The following is a 16,037-nucleotide window of genomic DNA, read 5'->3' as shown; positions in this document are numbered from 1 at the left end:
AATGTAAAATTACTTTTTATAGATATCTCCGTCTTTCATTACGAATTTTATTTTTCTAAGAGTAGAAATATCATCTATTGGATTACCTTCTACAGCGATAATATCTGCCAGCATCTCTGATTTTAAATGTCCGAGTTTTTCCAAACCAAATACATTGGCATTTACAGAAGTAACAGATTTGAGAACTTCTTTTTCATCCATTCCATATTCTACCATCATTTCTAGTTCGCGAGCATTATCACCATGTGTAAAAACGCCAACATCACCACCAGCTACTATTGTTACACCAGCATCTAGTGCTAGTTTAAAAGTTTTCTTTTTGTTTACAATCCTTTCTGGATCTGGGTCTGTTCCTTTTTTCCAGCCTCTGTATTGTTGAATAGCATCACCAGCAGCTAATGTTGGGCAAAATGCTACGCCTTTTTCTTTCATTAATTCAAATACTTCTTTTGTACCACCATCACCGTGTTCTATGGTTTTTACGCCTGCCATTATTGCTCTTCGCATACCTTCTGCGGTTGAAGCATGAGCAACAACATCTCTACCGCTTGAATTAGCTACTTTTACCATCAAAGCCATTTCTTCTTCTAAAAAGGTGGGCATTGCCTCTCCATTTGCTCCCCATCTATAATCGGCATAAACTTTAATTACATCTGCGCCTTTACCTATTTGATCTCTTACAACTTTAATAATATTGTCGTAACCATTGGCTTCTTCTGCTCCAAGTGGCACATCTACATAAGGATGAAAACCTTTTGGGCCATAACTGCCTGTTGCTACAATTGCTTTGGTAGCTATAATCATTCTTGGGCCGGGGATAATGCCTTTTTCAATGGCAGTTTTCAATCCAGCATCTATATAATCTGCACCTTCTGAACCTAAGTCTCTTACCGTGGTAAATCCTGCGTCAAGCGTGTTTTTTGCATGTACTGTGGCTCTGGCTACTCTCTCTGCAAATGATTCTTTGAGTACCTGATCGTTCCAAGAAACTTCGTCATAAGGATGCAAGAATAAATGAGAGTGCCCTTCGATCATGCCGGGTAAAAGGGTAGTGCCGGTTAAGGTAATTTCTTCCGTTCCCTTTTTTGCTTTATATCCAGAAGCCGCACCGGTATAAATAATTTTATTTCCCTGTACAGCTACTACCCAACTTTCGTGCATTTCTTCTCCATCAAATACTCTATCGGCTTTTAGTAAATAGGTTTTATTTGTGTCTTGAGCTTGAGAATTGTTAAAAATGAATAAGAAAAAGAGGCAAAAAAGATAAAAAATGTAACTTTGTAAATAATTTTTAGCGTATGAACTAATAAACATGATTGTCGTGTTTGTTGAGTTTTAGTAAAATTTAATGTAAAATGGCAAAAAAGAAGAAAAAGAAAAACAATCAATCGAATTTACAGTCGATGAAAGTCGCAGCTTCAAATACCCTGAAAACACGGGTTGTAAAAAGCAAGAAAAGTTATACGAGGAAAATGAAACATCAGAAAGGTCATTTTCCTCTTTTTTTTGCCTCAAATGTAGAAAGTTTAGCTATAGCAGCTTAAATATTTAATTCGGTAGATAGCCTTTTTCTCTAAGAAAAACCTCCATTCTTTTTACAGTTTCCTCAAAATACTTTTCATTCCCTTCTTTGTAGTTAAAAAAGCCATGTGCTTGACCTTCGAAAGGTACTAGTACACATTCATTTCCTTTTTTAAACATCAATTCTTCAAACCGTTTTACATTTTCGAATGGCACAGTTACATCCGCTGTTCCATGAAAAATAATTGTTGGAGGGAGACCTTTTTTTACATGATGGACTGGCGAGGCTTTCTTTTGATCTTTTCCCATTTTTTCGGCTCCATAGCCTTTGGGCGTGGTATCTATTACAGGATTGAACAACACCAATGCTTTTGGTTTAGTGCTGATACATAAATCATCTTTGGGGTCATCATATTTATTTAAAGTGGCTGTTACTGCTGCCAAATGCCCACCGGCAGAGCCACCACCAGCAGCCAGTTTTTCAATATCGATACCTAATGATTCAGCATTTTGTTTCACCCATCTCATGGCAGACCGAGCATCTTGCATGGCTTCTATGGGTGTTGTGTTATGTTCAGATTGAGTGCGATAATCGGCAGTAATGGCGATCATTCCTTTTGATGCCAGATACTGGCTTTGTTTTTTTAAATGATCTCTGGTTCCTTTTACCCAACCTCCGCCAAAGTAAAATACAATGGCTGGTTTTTTATCTCCTTCCTTAAAATTATTGGGGTAATACACATCTACATAAAGAGAATCTTGAGGGGTTACTTTGTATAAAAGTGTTTTGGGTTTGATATCTGGAATTTGATGGTAGAAATCAGGATTTTCTTGAGCAAAAGTATTTAAATTAATTGATATAAGGGTAATATTAATAATAAGGAATAGGAGTGCTTTCATAAGTTAGAGTAGTTCAGCTTCTTGAAGATAAGTTTTGAGTTTTTGCAAATCTCTCTGCAACAGTTCTTTGGTTTTATTTTTAATCTCAGTTATAGAAAGTATTTTATTCTCAACAGGCTGAGGATACTCAAAATGAAGTGAGATAGGGCCGGCAAAGCCAAAGCTTTTTAACTGCTTAAAAAATGCCGGAAAGTCTACCATGCCTTCTCCCAAAGGTGTATTTATTGCCTGCCATTTTCCATCTTTCTTTTCCCACTTAAAGTCTCTTACTACAACTGTTTTTACATATTCATGCAGGAGTTTTAAATCGTTTGGCCAAGAAGTGCCACCTTCAATTACTGCATTTCTAATGTCGAATTGGCAACCAATCCATTCAGGGTAAGTACTTTTTATTAAATCCCAAATATCCCAAACAGAAGACCCAACTCTTGTACCTACATGGTTATGGTAAGCCCCATGAATCTTAAAATCGGAATTCATTTTAGAAAGCTGCCAGATGTTCGGCTTAAGATTTAATAATCTTTCAGGCATGCCCACATTATCGAGGTAATCGAAGTAACCCATGCGATAATATTTGATGCCGACTTTGTTGGCTGCTTTTAGTATCTTAAAAGTGTTGATGTCCTCTGCAGTGGTAATATTTGTAGTGATGGTTTTAATGCTGAGGTTGCTCTTTTGAAAAGCTGTTACAGCTTCTGGTAACTTTTCTTCTACTTCTTCTGGAAGAATATGTCCGTTAGGTTTAATGGTTAAGTCAGCACCATCAAAACCGCAAGAAGCTATAAACTCACTGAGCTCATCGAATGATTTAATAAACTGTAAATGTCTGGAAAATACATGAATACTGACTTTGCTTTCTTCATCTGTAGCAGGAAAAAGTGGGAGAGGAGAAAGAAGTGCTCCTGCTGCTAATGATGTTTTTTTTAGAAAAGTTCTTCTTGGCTTATTCATGGAGATTTCCGGTTAAAAATTGCCAAAATAAATAAAATAGCTTTTAACCGGAAATGTGTTATGCACTGTATGTTGTTTCTGAAAAAAAACTAAGCTTTCATTCAAAAAAATAGATTTATACACCTGTTCGTAACGGGTAATAGTCTTTAATCCAGTTTTTCTTTCCTGTAAATCTTAATCCGATTTTAGCTAACCAGAAAGGTACTTTTGCTAATTGCTCCCTTTTTCTATTTCGAGCCCTTACCCAATCAATTCTCTCTTTTCTTTTATCAGTAAAAGCTTGTGCCCAGTTTCCTTTATTATTTCCTTCTAAAATCATTTTACCTAAAACGTAAGCATCTTCTAATGCTAATGAACCACCTTGAGCCATATATGGAGGCATAGCATGTGCAGCATCACCAATTAAAACTACTTTGCTTTTGCCATAAGTTTCTAGCGGAGCGAGTTCTTCCACTTTACTCCAATAGGCTTTTTTTAAGTTGTCTTCATTACTCAATATATCTGATACTGGGCTTGCAAAACTTCTAAAAGGTTTAAGAAATTCTTCTTTAGATAGCGTTGCGCTGTTCTTATTACTGATGTAGCAATAAGCTATTTCTTTACTAATGGGAATGATTAAAAAAATGCCATCATTACTACCAAACATTGTCCAATTGTTGATGCTAGCAGGTTTGTTTATGAGTAACCTGCAAACTTGGTGTTGGTCTAGTCTAAAAGGTATATCACCTAAAGTAGCTTTGCGTGTTTCGGAGTTTATACCATCTGCAACAATTACTAAATCAAATATAGCTTTTTCACCATTAGAAAATGTAACATTTATCTCACTCTCAATTTCTTGTACTTGTTTGATTGTACAGTTAAAATGGATGTTTAGGTTTTTTAGGTTTGATAAAAGTACCTCGTGAAGGTCTTTTCTATTTAAACCCAAGCATGGCTTTTTTTGTGCCCATATTTCTTCTAGATCAAGATCGAGTATAGATTGTCCTTTGGCATCAAAAAAAAGTCTTCGTGAAATAATATGCCCTTTTTCTCTTGCCATTTCTCCCAAGCCAAGATCATCTAAAACCTTTACACCATTGTAAGGAGTGTAAAGACCTGAACCTGCAATGTGCCATTCGCCTTCTTTCTCAATTACAGTAATCTCAATGTCGCTTTTATTATTTAAAATATTAGCTAAACCGAGACCTGCAATCCCGCCTCCCACAATTAAAATTTTCATATATGTGTTTTATGATTATCGATTAAATTCTTGAATAAGAATTGTTATTTCGACTTTGTGTGCAGTAAGTTGTAAAGGTATACTACTGCTAAAAGAATAGATGAGTTACAAAAAAATGAAAAGACTATTATTCATTCCCTTCTAAATAATCCAATTTATTTTCTTGGTTTATTTTTCTGTAGAAGCAAGATGTTCTTGTTTCTCCTTTACTATTTTTTGTGTGGCAACTTCCACTACCTTTTCTGTGAACTTGGTAAACAATTGAGTCTTGGTCGCAATCTACCCTAATTTCTCTTATTTCAAGGTAGTCGCCAGAGGTTTTACCTTTTGTCCAGAGTTCGTTTCTGGATGTACTCCAAAAAGTGGCCAAACCAGTATTTACAGTTTCTTCAAAAGCTGCTTTGTTGGCATAGCCTAGCATTAATATTTCCATGCTATCAATATCCTGAACTATTACAGGCAGAAGCCCGCCTCTTTTTTCAAAATCGAGGCGAACTTCTTTGGTTTCTTCTAAATCTTTTTTTGACATATTTTTTTATTATTCTCCTTTGTAAACCACTCCGTCTTTCATTACGAATGTGATGTTACCCATTGCATCTATATCTTCCAAAGGATTTCCTGGAGTAGCGATAATATCTGCTAATTTTCCGGTTTCAATCGACCCTAATTTATCATCAACACGAAGTAAAGTAGCGGCAGACATAGTAGCAGATTGAATTGCTTCCATTGCAGGCATACCAGCTTCTGTCATGTATTGAAACTCCATCCAGTTGTCGCCATGGTTGTAAACACCAGCATCAGTTCCAAAAGCTATTTTCACTCCTTTTTTATAAGCTTTAGCAAAGGTTTCTTGAATTTTTGGTCCAATTGCTAATGCTTTAGGAACTACCAAAGCAGGGTAGTAACCTTCTATTTTCGCAAATTTCTCGGCTGTTTTACCTGCAATAATAGTTGGTACATAATAAGTACCTTTTTCGATCATTAAATCCATGGTTTCTTCAGACATTAATGTACCATGTTCGATAGAGTTGATTCCTGCTGCTACAGCTCTTCTCATACCTTCGTCGCCATGAGCGTGCGCTGCAGTAACCATGTTATAATCATTCGCAGTTTCTACAATTGCTATTAACTCCTCTTCTGTAAACTGTGGGCGTTTTCCATCTCTTGCTACACTAAGCACGCCACCAGTAGCCGTGATTTTAATTACATCAGCTCCATTTTTGTAGCGTTGTCTTACTGCTTTTCTAGCATCATCTGGTCCATTAATAACCCCTTCTTTTGGTCCTGGGTCGCCCATCATATCACTTTTTACACCGTTGGTTGGGTCTGCATGGCCACCAGTAGTCGCGATAGATTTTTCAGCAGTGTAAATTCTTGGGCCAACTATAAAGCCTTTTGTAATGGCATCTCTTAAAGACATGTTTACACCTGATCCACCTAAGTCTCTCACAGTAGTAAAACCAGCCATTAACGTAATTTCGGTATATTGAGTTGCCTTTAAGGCTACATCTGCTGGGTTCAATCTGAATCTGTCGATGTATCTGGTTGGACTCGTTTGCCCTTCGATATGCACGTGCATATCCATAAGACCTGGCATTACAGTATGCCCTTTTAAATCGATAACTTTGTCTTTTTTTCCGACGTTTTTGTATCCTTTTTCTACAGAAACAATCTTGTTGTCTTCAACAACAATTGTCATTTCTTTCATTACATCATCACTTTTCCCGTCTATTAGGCTTCCGCAATGAATAAAAGTTTGTTGAGCATAGCTGAATTGATAAAACACACTCAATAAAAGTGTGATAATTAATTTGTTGTAGTTCTTCATGTTTGCAGTTTAAATAATTTAATAATTGATCGAAAGAATGTTGAGTTAGTCGGTTTGTGCTTTACTTATTCCTAGGAGTTCCCAAGTACTGGCAGTCTTTTAAAGATTGCATTCCATGAAATTCAACCGGTACTTTGTCGTAGTCGAAGCACTGTTGTAAGGTTAAAGTATAGTTGTTATCGCCCATACTGAGGTCTACATCTCGCATAGTAACCTGACAAGGATGTTCGTAACCACAGGCATGTGTAATTTCTAATACCTCTTTTCTAAAGGTTTTTATGTAATTGTAAAATCTTTCTGATTTAAGAGCAGGATCGACACCTGCTGCTAACCATTTATTTGAAGTGGCAATACCAGCCGGACATCTGTTTGTGTGGCAAACCTGAGCCTGAATACAGCCAATTGACATCATGGCCTCTCTGGCAATATTGATTAAATCTGCTCCCATAGCAATGGCTTTTAATGCATTGGCAGGTAAACCAAGTTTGCCAGAGGCTATAAAAGCAATTTTGTCAGATAATCCTTTTTTACTAAATATCTTATAAATATTCGCAAATGCGAAGTTGAAAGGAAGTGAAACGTGATCGGCAAAAGCAGGTGGTGCTGCACCTGTTCCTCCTTCACCTCCATCTATAGTAATAAAATCTGGGCCTTTGTTTGTTTCTGCCATGTAAGTGGCGAGGTCGTGCCACATTTCTAGTTTACCAATAGCAGATTTAATTCCCACAGGTCTGCCAGTAGCATGAGCAATTTTTTCGATAAAATTAATCATCTCAGGAATGGTTGAAAATGCGGTGTGATAAGAAGGTGAAACCACATCTTTTCCCATTGGAATACCTCTTATCTCAGAGATTTCTTTGTTGATTTTTTTAGCTGGTAAAACGCCACCTTTTCCGGGTTTGGCACCTTGTGAAAGTTTAATCTCTATCATTTTAATAGTTGGGTTATCTTCTACAAGTTTTACCAGTTTGTCAAGAGAAAAATTTCCGTGTTCGTCTCTAATCCCGAAATAGGCAGTTCCAATCTGGAAAACCATATCAGCACCGTGTTTGTGGTATGGAGAAAGAGAGCCTTCTCCTGTATTATGATAACAACCTACTTTTAAAGCTCCTTTATTAAGCGACTCGATGGCGTTGGCAGATAGAGAGCCAAAGCTCATTGCCGATATATTAATAATAGAATGTGGTCTGTAAGGATACTGTCTTTTGTGAAATTTACCTATCACCTTAGCACAAGGTACGAAGTAAGGGTTGTCGTAACTAATATGTCCGGGTTTTACTGGATAAGGAAACATACTGGGGTTTACAAATACATGGCCGGGTGCGACCAAGTCTTTGTCTGTACCAAAACCCTGATAGTTATTTTCTTTTTTTGATGAAGCATAAATCCAAGAGCGTTCGCTTCTGTTGAATGGAAGTTCTTCTCTGTTGTTAGCCACAATATATTGACGAAGTTCAGGACCTATTTTTTCCAACATATACCTGAAATTACCAATGAGAGGGAAGTTGTGTTTAATAGCGTGTTTTCGCTGAACTATGTCGTGTATAGATACAGCTATTACAATTAAAAGGATTACATAAAGGAATAGAGACATTCCACTGAGGCCTTCAAAATAGTTAATTAGCATATGCATGTTTTCTATCTTTATTAATTATTGTCGATAACAAGGTTTCTAAAAAGGCTTCCAGTGATTGATGAGAAACCGCCAACTATACCACCAAGCAAAGCAGTAATTAAGGTTAGTAAAAATGAATTGGGTAAATTGAAAAGTATGGCGATTCTGCTGCTAAGAATGTGTTCATTCTGATAGTCTATAATTGCAGCATGGGCAAACCATAAAATAAAAATGGCTAGAAAACCAGCCAGAAAGTTTTGGGCAACACTGCCTCCATTTACAAAAACCACTAAGAAACAAACTATAGAAATAATCCACCATGGTAAGAATAAGCCTGCGATGTATGCAAACAGAATAATTAAAACAATTTTTATGATAAGGTTCATTACTATTGCCAGCTTTCTTTAAAATTGTAATATTATCAATTTTTAAGTTTTGTAAAAATGCCTGAGTAATAATATTAGCTTTATTCGAAGAGGTATCTCAGGTTAGCAGCCTTATTCAATCATTAATTATATAAAAAATATATTATGCCAGAGAGTAACAGAGACGAACAACTTAAAGCATTCGGCAGATTACTTGATATTATGGACGATCTACGCGCGAAATGTCCATGGGATAAAAAGCAAACTATGGAATCGCTTCGCCATTTGAGTATAGAAGAGGTTTATGAACTTTCAGATGCTATTCTGGAGAATGATATGGAAGAAGTTTCAAAAGAACTGGGCGACCTTATGTTGCACATTGTGTTTTATGCAAAAATTGCTTCTGAAACAAGTCAGTTCGATATAGCAGATGTGTTGAATAGAATTTGTGAAAAACTAATTAGAAGGCATCCGCATATTTATGGAGATGTTGATGTGAATTCTGCTGAAGATGTAAATCGCAATTGGGAATTAATTAAACTGAAAGAGAAAGGGAACAAATCTACTTTAGGTGGCGTGCCTGCTTCTTTACCAGCAATGGTTAAAGCAGTTCGCGTGCAAGATAAGGCAAGAGGAGTGGGATTCGATTGGGAGAAAAAAGAGCAGGTTTGGGAGAAGGTAGAAGAAGAGATGCAGGAGTTTAAAGATGAATTTAATGTAGCAGAAGATAAGGAAATTGATCGCGAAAAAGCTGAAGCAGAGTTTGGCGACCTTTTGTTCTCTTTGGTAAACTATTCCAGATTTATTGGTATAAATCCAGAAACTGCTTTAGAGAAAACGAATAAGAAGTTTATAAAGCGATTTAATTACCTTGAATCTGAGTCTAAAAAAGACGGAAAAAGCTTTGGTGAGATGTCTCTAGAAGAGATGGATGTGTATTGGGAACGTGCAAAAAAGCTATAGTTTGAATACTCATTCAAATAGTAATCGATACCATTCAGCGAGTAAATAATTTAATCCAAGGAAAAAACTCAATTACTGGTATAGTAGACCCGTACTTTTGTATCAAATAAAAACGGTTTAACTCAAACTATAAAGTTACCTTGGAAAATCTCGATTTTTTTAAAGAATTATCAGTTACCGCTGCTGAACTGATTATTACTTACGCGCCCAAAGTTTTGTTAGCATTAGTTGTGTTATTGGTTGGCCTTAGGGTGATCAATTTTATAATGAAGGTAATCAATAACAAATTAGTACAAACTAATGTAGACGCTACACTAAGACCATTCGCGATTAACTTGTTGTCGTGGACGCTTAAAATAATGCTATTTATTAGTGTAGCATCAATGATAGGTATCACTACTTCCTCTTTTGTAGCTGTTTTAGGAGCAGCTGGATTGGCTGTTGGTCTTGCTTTGCAAGGTACACTTTCAAACTTTGCTGGAGGAATTCTTATTCTGATATTTAGGCCTTATAAAGTAGGAGACCTTGTTGAAACTCAAGGAAGATTAGGAACAGTAAAAGAAATTCAAATATTCACTACGATTCTCTCCACTCCGGATAATAAAATGGCAATTATTCCAAATGGAGCCATTATGAATGACGAAATAGTGAATTTTACAACCCTTGGTAAGATTAGGGTAGATTTAACGATGGGGATATCTTACGGGGCTGATATAAAGAAAGCCAAAGAAGTTTTAGAGCAAGTTATGCTTGCACACCCAAAAGTATTGAGAGATCCACTGCCATTTGTTGGTGTTAGTGAGCTAGGAGATAGTTCTGTGAATTTGGCAGTAAGACCTTATGCCATACCTCAAGACTATTGGGCAGTTTACTTTGATATATACGAAAACGGCAAAATCGCACTAGATGATAATGGTATAGAAATTCCATTCCCACAAATGGATGTGCACATGAAAAACTAAAGGCATTTGAGTTGATTAGGTAGGTGAATTAACTCGAATTAGATTAGGAAGAAAGGCGTAAATTCAGAATTAACGCTAAGAGTTCAAGTTATAGAAAAATAAGAAAGCTGTTCTTTGTTAAGGACAGTTTTTTTGTTTTAAATAATCAATACACTAATGAATAGTAGATGGTGACTTTTAGAATATTCAGTCAATCTACTGTTATTTCGATAGCAGATAACTAAATTTGAAATTTCACAGACTTTGGTCTGCTGGATAAATAAATTTTTAAGAAAAGAGGCATATGGATTTAAATGATCTTAGGAATAAAATTGATTCCATAGACGATCAGCTTTTAACGCTACTAAACGAAAGGATGCAGGTGGTAAAGTCTGTTGGCGAATTAAAAAGAGCCAGCAATGCAATCATCTACAGACCTGAAAGAGAAAAGGCCATTGTTGACAGGCTTGAGAGTAAAAACAAAGGTTTACTTTCTCGCTCAGCTATTGAAGCAATCTTTTTGGAGATCTTTGCAGTGAGCAGAAACATGGAATTACCAGAAAGAATAGCCTTTTTAGGTCCTGAAGGAAGTTTTACTCATCAGGCAGCAGAGAGCAGATTTGGAGCTACCAGTGAGTATGTATCTCTTAAAACCATCAAATCAGTTTTTGAAAGTGTTGATACGGAGCGTGTGCGTTTTGGTGTGGTACCTGTTGAAAATAACCAACAAGGTTCTGTAATAGAAACGATTGATTTGCTTGGAGAGCTAGATGTAAAAATTGTGGCTGAAATGCCCATGCCAATCCATTTTACTTTTGCATCTAAAGAAGACAGGCTAGAGAAAATTACTAAGATATATTCTAAAGACATAGCATTTAGACAGTGTCGTAAATTTATAGTTGATTATTTTGGCGAGGATATTCCATTAGTAGAAGTTGCTTCGACTTCTAAGGCAACTCAATTGGCTTTAGAGAATGAAGGTACAGCAGCAATTTGTTCTCACATTGCTGCGAAGTTGTACGACTTACCAGTGTTATTTGAAAATATAGAAGATAGCCAAAGTAACTTTACCAGATTCTTAATTATCAGTAAGAATTTTAACAACCAAAAAGGTGTGGAAGACAAGACTTCAATCTTGCTTAAAACTTCGAACAACCCGGGTGCATTAGCATTATTTCTAAAAGAATTTGAAGATGTTGGTATTAACTTAACAAAGCTTGAAAGCCGTCCGGCAAGAGAGGGAGATTCTTTTAAATACTGGTTTCTAGTAGATTTTGACGGACACTATCTCGATGACAATGTGCAGAAGATACTTAAAAAACACGAAGATAGCATTCGCTTTTTAGGAAGTTATGTAAAGCTTTGCTAGATATTAATTACTGCTAGCTAACTGCTATCACCTTTTTACCGGCTATTACATAAATACGGTCAGCTTTGGTTGGTTTAATTATGTATGTGCCGGTAAATTTTCCAAATGCTGGTAATATTCCCTGCCTCTCTCCAAAATAGAAACAAGGTAACTTCATAGATTGTCTACCAGTGCCATTTAATCTTACAGCTGGGTGAATGTGTCCGCAAATATTATATTGATTTGCAGCGATTTTATTTATTTCCAAAGGTTCGTGAGAAAAAATGATGTTTTCTAGTTCATACCCTTCTTCATATACAGAAAAGTAATCTTTCATTACATCTTTGGTGTATCTATCATGGTTGCCTGCTACTAGAATTGTTTCTACTTGTTGGTGATTTTCCAGAAAAGATTTAAATAAATTCCATTCTAGGTTCAACTCACTATGAAACAAGTCACCAATTATTAATAACTTCTTAATAAAATGTGTCGCTATTATTTGAGAAAGCGTACTTAAATCATCCTGATGCACCGATTTTGATATTGGAATCCCATATTTTCTAAAATGTCCAGCTTTACCAATATGCAAATCACTTACTACCAAAGTGCTGTGTTTTTTCAAAAGAATAGCCTTGCCGGGTAGTAGCGAAATGGTATTTGAAACAATCTGGATGTCTATAGTACTCAAAATAGGGTATTGAAAATGAATATTTATGTAAAAATCTTCTATGAAAGAAAATAAGCATAGTTCAACCTAAGAATAAAATTTAGGCAAGCTGCGTTATTAGGATAATTTTTTGAAAGCAAGCAATAACGTTCGGTCCAAAATAAAACACAATTTCAGAATGAAATCAAAAATCATCTTATTTTTTTTGGTGGTAGCTCACTTAACATGTCTGGCGCAGGATAAGAAAAAATATAAAGAGTTCAGAAGTGAGGGTGATACCTATATGGAAGCTGGAGATTTAATGAAGGCTAAGTCATCGTATGAGATTTCACTTCAGAATAAGTCGGGGGATAAATATGTAACCCAGAAGCTAAAAGAAGTAAAAAACGCTATCAAGGTAAAACATGCTCAATTATTAAGCGAAGCGAATAAAGCTTATGATTCTGGTAATCTAAAAGCTGCACTTCCAACATATAATCAAGCATTGCAATATGCGCCAGAAGATAATTTTATTATTGAGCGTATAACAGCATGTAGTATTGAACCTGGTACTACTTTTATGAAAACATTTGGTGGCAGAAGTTACGACGAGGCTCAAGCACTTGTTCAATTAAGTGATGGTAGTATCGTATTAGCGGGAAGAGCTTCTCCGGGAACATCCAGCAATACAGATATGATTGTAATTAAGATGGATAGAGACGGAAATAAGGCTTGGGAGAAAAAATTTGGTGGCGACGAAACTGAAGAAGCTTTGGATATTATCTCAACTTCTGACGGAAACTTTTTGGTGGTAGGTCATTCAGATTCTTATAGTGGTAGCCCGGGAATTAAAGATATGTTTGTTGTAAAATTAGATCAGTCTGGAAATGAAATCTGGAAAAAAACTTACGGATCAAATGTTACAATAGATGAGGCCAACGCTGTAGTAGAAGCGCATACTGGAGGATATTTGCTAGTAGGAAATTCTTTTGTAAATGGATCGCTTGAAATTACTGCAATTAAAATTTCTGAAAATGGAGATAAACAATGGGAAAGATATTATGGCGGAAGTGGTAGTGAAGAAGGTACCGATGTTATCAAAACAGATGATGGTTATGTAATTGTTGGTAATACAGAGTCTAAAGGAAAAGGTAAGTGGGATATCTGGCTTTTAAAAGTTGATAAAGAAGGGAATGAAGTATGGGATACAACTTTTGGTGGTGGAGACAACGAAACGGCAAATGCTGTTATTCAAACTAAAGATGGCGGATTTATTATTGCTGGATCGACTTATTCATTTGCATTTGCTAGCCAAGATTTTTGGGTAATTAAAACAGATAGCGAAGGTAAAGAGATTTGGAATAAGCCATTTGGGGGATTAGCTGCTGAAGAAGCCTTTAGTTTAGTAGCAACTAAAGATGGTAATTATGTGGCTTCTGGATTTCAAGAAGTATGGGATAAAGAAGCACAAGCGGTTAGCGACAAAGGATTTGATGCTTACCTAGTGAAGTTCGACGATAAAGGTGAAAAAATCTGGGAAAGAGCTAATGGTGGTAAAAATGAACAAAGAGCATTTGATATAGCTGAAACCTCTGATGGAAGTTTTATTTTAGTAGGGCTTTCTAAAGGAGACAGCAGAAAAGGTGTTGAAATAGCAGTTTTAAAAGCCAACCCTCAAGGTTTGGTAGCTATTGAAGAATCTGAAGAATAATGACCCAAATGACCAATGACAAATGTGATCCCCGGCAGATTTCTGCTGGGGATTTTTTTTTGTAGTTTTTTAATTCAAGCAAATCATTTTTTACTTTTAGAAAAAACTAAATTAAAACTGCAATAATGAAAAAATTACAACTAGTTACAGCAATACTCTCACTGGGAGTATTAAGTCTGTCGTTCATTAAATTGCCGCTAAAAGAAAAGTTAGATGCAATTGTTGAAAAGGATTACGACTATCTGAGTGAGTTTTATAAACATATCCATCAAAATCCCGAAATTTCATTATTTGAAAAAGAAACCTCTAAAAAGCTGGCAGAAGAGCTAAGGAAAATTGGCTTTGAAGTTACAGAAAACTTTGGCGGTTATGGCATAGTTGGAGTTTTGGAGAATGGCAAAGGTCCTACAATTCTTTATAGAACAGATATGGATGCTTTACCAGTAAAGGAAAAAACGGAGTTGTCTTATGCAAGTTCTATGCAGATGGACAATGGAGATAACACTGGAACAATGGTGAGCACTATGCATGCATGTGGTCATGATATGCACATGACTACTTGGTTGGGTACTGCAAGAGCCCTAAAAGAATTATCTAGTGAGTGGAAAGGTAAAGTGATTTTTATTGGGCAGCCTGCAGAAGAGATCGGAAAAGGAGCTAAACTTATGCTTGATGCAGGTTTATATGAGAAGTTTGGTGTGCCAGATTATGGAATAGGTTTGCATTGTAGTCCTAATCTATTTGCTGGAACTGTAGGTTTTGGTAAAGGTTATACAATGGCAAATGTAGAATCTGTTGATATTACTGTGAAAGGAGTTGGTGCACATGGAGCTGCTCCACACAAATCTATAGACCCTGTAGTGTTGGCATCTCTTATTGTTATGGATTTACAAACTGTAGTGAGTAGATCAATTGATCCAACAGATCCCGCTGTGCTAACAGTTGGAGCTATACAAGGTGGTACTAAACACAATATTATTCCTGATGAAGTGAAATTGCAGTTGACATTACGTTCGTATTCAGACAAAGCAAAAAATCAGTTAGTCGAAGGAATTAAAAGAATATGTAAAGGTCAGGCAATAGCTGCTGGTTTATCAGAAGAAATGTTTCCTGAAGTTAAAGTTTCAGAAAGTTATACACCTGCAAACTACAACGATCCTGCTTTAGTAGATAAATTTATTGCTTCATCTAATGATGCAATTGGAGAAGAAAATGTTGTTGATTCTGCTCCATTAATGCTTGGGGAAGACTTTTCAAGATATGGTAGAACAAAAGAAGATGTGCCTACTGTTTTAATGTGGTTAGGAACTGTTACTCCTGAAAGAATAGCTTCATTTGAAGATAAAGGAGCAGATTTACCGGGTTTACATTCTCCTTATTATTATCCGCAGCCAGATAAATCAATTAGAACTGGTGTAAAAGTGATGACTACTGCAATTATTGATATGATGCAGGGTAACAAGCAATAAACTAATTAGAATTTTAATATATCCTTCGTTTTGTTTTTATCAAGACGAAGGAATTTTTTTTCTGAATTGTAAGAAACACTTACTACATTAAGTTGTGTTTCAAAAAGTTCTAGAAAAAGATTATTTTTAACTTCCAGTTCTTTAAAGTCCTCAGCATTTTTTACCTCATAGTAAGCCCAAGTAGCATCACTTTCTTTTACTCTTTTCTTAAATTGAAGTTCTAGTTTTTTTGTATCAGCTACAAAGTTTATATGGCTTAAAAGATATTCCGAAATCAGATTATTCACTTTAGTGCTTTCTGGGTTTCCATCTATGCTTACAGCTTCACCAGTTTGGTTGTGGATAGCATCTTCCAAATCGTTTGTAAAGGTTTTGATTTTAATCTGTATTGATTCTGCTTGGTACTCCAACTCACATACACTAATGTAAATAGCATGTTTTCCTGCTTCAGTTTTGTTTTTCTGAGTCTGAAAATTTACCTGTGGAGTAATAACTATGAGAATTAATCCTAAAAAGAACTGTAAACCATTCATAAGGGTTAAATTTACAAAAGTATTTTT

The 16,037-nt window shown here is 35.9% G+C and carries 16 protein-coding genes; 6 read left to right on the top strand and 10 right to left on the bottom strand.

Features of this window, described 5'->3' with window-relative positions:
* Positions 1-9 precede the first annotated feature (9 nt).
* Positions 10-1,314 carry a metal-dependent hydrolase family protein gene (locus tag OQ292_RS02630; RefSeq protein ID WP_284684496.1) on the bottom strand — a complete coding sequence of 435 codons (1,305 nt, stop codon included), beginning with the start codon at positions 1,312-1,314 and terminating at the stop codon, positions 10-12.
* 41 nt (positions 1,315-1,355) lie between these two features.
* On the opposite strand from OQ292_RS02630, the gene OQ292_RS02625 reads away from it, so the two are divergent.
* Positions 1,356-1,544 carry a hypothetical protein gene (locus OQ292_RS02625; protein WP_284684495.1) on the top strand — a complete coding sequence of 63 codons (189 nt, stop codon included), beginning with the start codon at positions 1,356-1,358 and terminating at the stop codon, positions 1,542-1,544.
* A gap of 4 nt (positions 1,545-1,548) precedes the next feature.
* Here OQ292_RS02625 and OQ292_RS02620 read toward each other — a convergent pair whose 3' ends face one another.
* The 7 genes from OQ292_RS02620 to OQ292_RS02590 all read right to left on the bottom strand — a co-directional run bounded on the left by OQ292_RS02620 (position 1,549) and on the right by OQ292_RS02590 (position 8,420).
* Positions 1,549-2,421 (bottom strand): alpha/beta hydrolase, encoded by an 873-nt coding sequence (locus tag OQ292_RS02620; protein WP_284684494.1) that lies wholly within the window; start codon positions 2,419-2,421, stop codon positions 1,549-1,551.
* A gap of 3 nt (positions 2,422-2,424) precedes the next feature.
* The gene (locus OQ292_RS02615; protein WP_284684493.1) at positions 2,425-3,372 is read right to left on the bottom strand and encodes a sugar phosphate isomerase/epimerase family protein; all 948 of its coding nucleotides are present in this window, start codon (positions 3,370-3,372) and stop codon (positions 2,425-2,427) included.
* Positions 3,373-3,487: 115 nt separating this feature from the next.
* Positions 3,488-4,591, bottom strand: coding sequence for an FAD-dependent monooxygenase (locus OQ292_RS02610; RefSeq protein WP_284684492.1), 1,104 nt, complete (start codon positions 4,589-4,591; stop codon positions 3,488-3,490).
* 127 nt (positions 4,592-4,718) lie between these two features.
* The gene (hisI, locus tag OQ292_RS02605) at positions 4,719-5,120 is read right to left on the bottom strand and encodes a phosphoribosyl-AMP cyclohydrolase (RefSeq protein WP_284684491.1); all 402 of its coding nucleotides are present in this window, start codon (positions 5,118-5,120) and stop codon (positions 4,719-4,721) included.
* Positions 5,121-5,129: 9 nt separating this feature from the next.
* Positions 5,130-6,419 (bottom strand): metal-dependent hydrolase family protein, encoded by a 1,290-nt coding sequence (locus tag OQ292_RS02600; protein ID WP_284684490.1) that lies wholly within the window; start codon positions 6,417-6,419, stop codon positions 5,130-5,132.
* 61 nt (positions 6,420-6,480) lie between these two features.
* A complete protein-coding gene (locus tag OQ292_RS02595) occupies positions 6,481-8,052 on the bottom strand; it encodes an FMN-binding glutamate synthase family protein (RefSeq protein ID WP_284684489.1) in 1,572 nt (523 codons plus the stop codon).
* Between the two features lie 14 nt (positions 8,053-8,066).
* Positions 8,067-8,420 carry a hypothetical protein gene (locus OQ292_RS02590; protein WP_284684488.1) on the bottom strand — a complete coding sequence of 118 codons (354 nt, stop codon included), beginning with the start codon at positions 8,418-8,420 and terminating at the stop codon, positions 8,067-8,069.
* Between the two features lie 144 nt (positions 8,421-8,564).
* Between OQ292_RS02590 and mazG the strand changes: the two genes are divergently transcribed.
* The 3 genes from mazG (at position 8,565) to pheA (ending at position 11,672) form a co-directional block, all read left to right on the top strand.
* Positions 8,565-9,362: a nucleoside triphosphate pyrophosphohydrolase gene (gene mazG / locus OQ292_RS02585; RefSeq protein WP_284684487.1), complete on the top strand. Its 798-nt coding sequence runs from the start codon at positions 8,565-8,567 to the stop codon at positions 9,360-9,362.
* A 140-nt stretch (positions 9,363-9,502) separates the two neighbouring features.
* The gene (locus OQ292_RS02580) at positions 9,503-10,324 is read left to right on the top strand and encodes a mechanosensitive ion channel family protein (protein ID WP_284684486.1); all 822 of its coding nucleotides are present in this window, start codon (positions 9,503-9,505) and stop codon (positions 10,322-10,324) included.
* Positions 10,325-10,607: 283 nt separating this feature from the next.
* A complete protein-coding gene (gene pheA / locus OQ292_RS02575) occupies positions 10,608-11,672 on the top strand; it encodes a prephenate dehydratase (RefSeq protein ID WP_284684485.1) in 1,065 nt (354 codons plus the stop codon).
* Positions 11,673-11,685: 13 nt separating this feature from the next.
* On the opposite strand, the gene pdeM is transcribed toward pheA, so the two are convergent.
* Positions 11,686-12,339, bottom strand: a complete 654-nt coding sequence (gene pdeM, locus OQ292_RS02570; RefSeq protein WP_284684484.1) for a ligase-associated DNA damage response endonuclease PdeM — start codon at positions 12,337-12,339, stop codon at positions 11,686-11,688.
* 157 nt (positions 12,340-12,496) lie between these two features.
* Here pdeM and OQ292_RS02565 point away from each other — a divergent pair, with 157 nt between their 5' ends.
* Positions 12,497-14,008: a tetratricopeptide repeat protein gene (locus OQ292_RS02565; protein ID WP_284684483.1), complete on the top strand. Its 1,512-nt coding sequence runs from the start codon at positions 12,497-12,499 to the stop codon at positions 14,006-14,008.
* A 125-nt stretch (positions 14,009-14,133) separates the two neighbouring features.
* The gene (locus tag OQ292_RS02560) at positions 14,134-15,477 is read left to right on the top strand and encodes a M20 metallopeptidase family protein (protein ID WP_284684482.1); all 1,344 of its coding nucleotides are present in this window, start codon (positions 14,134-14,136) and stop codon (positions 15,475-15,477) included.
* Positions 15,478-15,482: 5 nt separating this feature from the next.
* On the opposite strand, the gene OQ292_RS02555 is transcribed toward OQ292_RS02560, so the two are convergent.
* The gene (locus OQ292_RS02555) at positions 15,483-16,010 is read right to left on the bottom strand and encodes a DUF6702 family protein (RefSeq protein ID WP_284684481.1); all 528 of its coding nucleotides are present in this window, start codon (positions 16,008-16,010) and stop codon (positions 15,483-15,485) included.
* Positions 16,011-16,037 lie beyond the last annotated feature (27 nt).

It is taken from the genome of Chondrinema litorale, from assembly GCF_026250525.1.
GTDB classification, from domain to species: domain Bacteria; phylum Bacteroidota; class Bacteroidia; order Cytophagales; family Flammeovirgaceae; genus Chondrinema; species Chondrinema litorale.
This window is presented reverse-complemented; position numbering and strand designations above follow the sequence as displayed.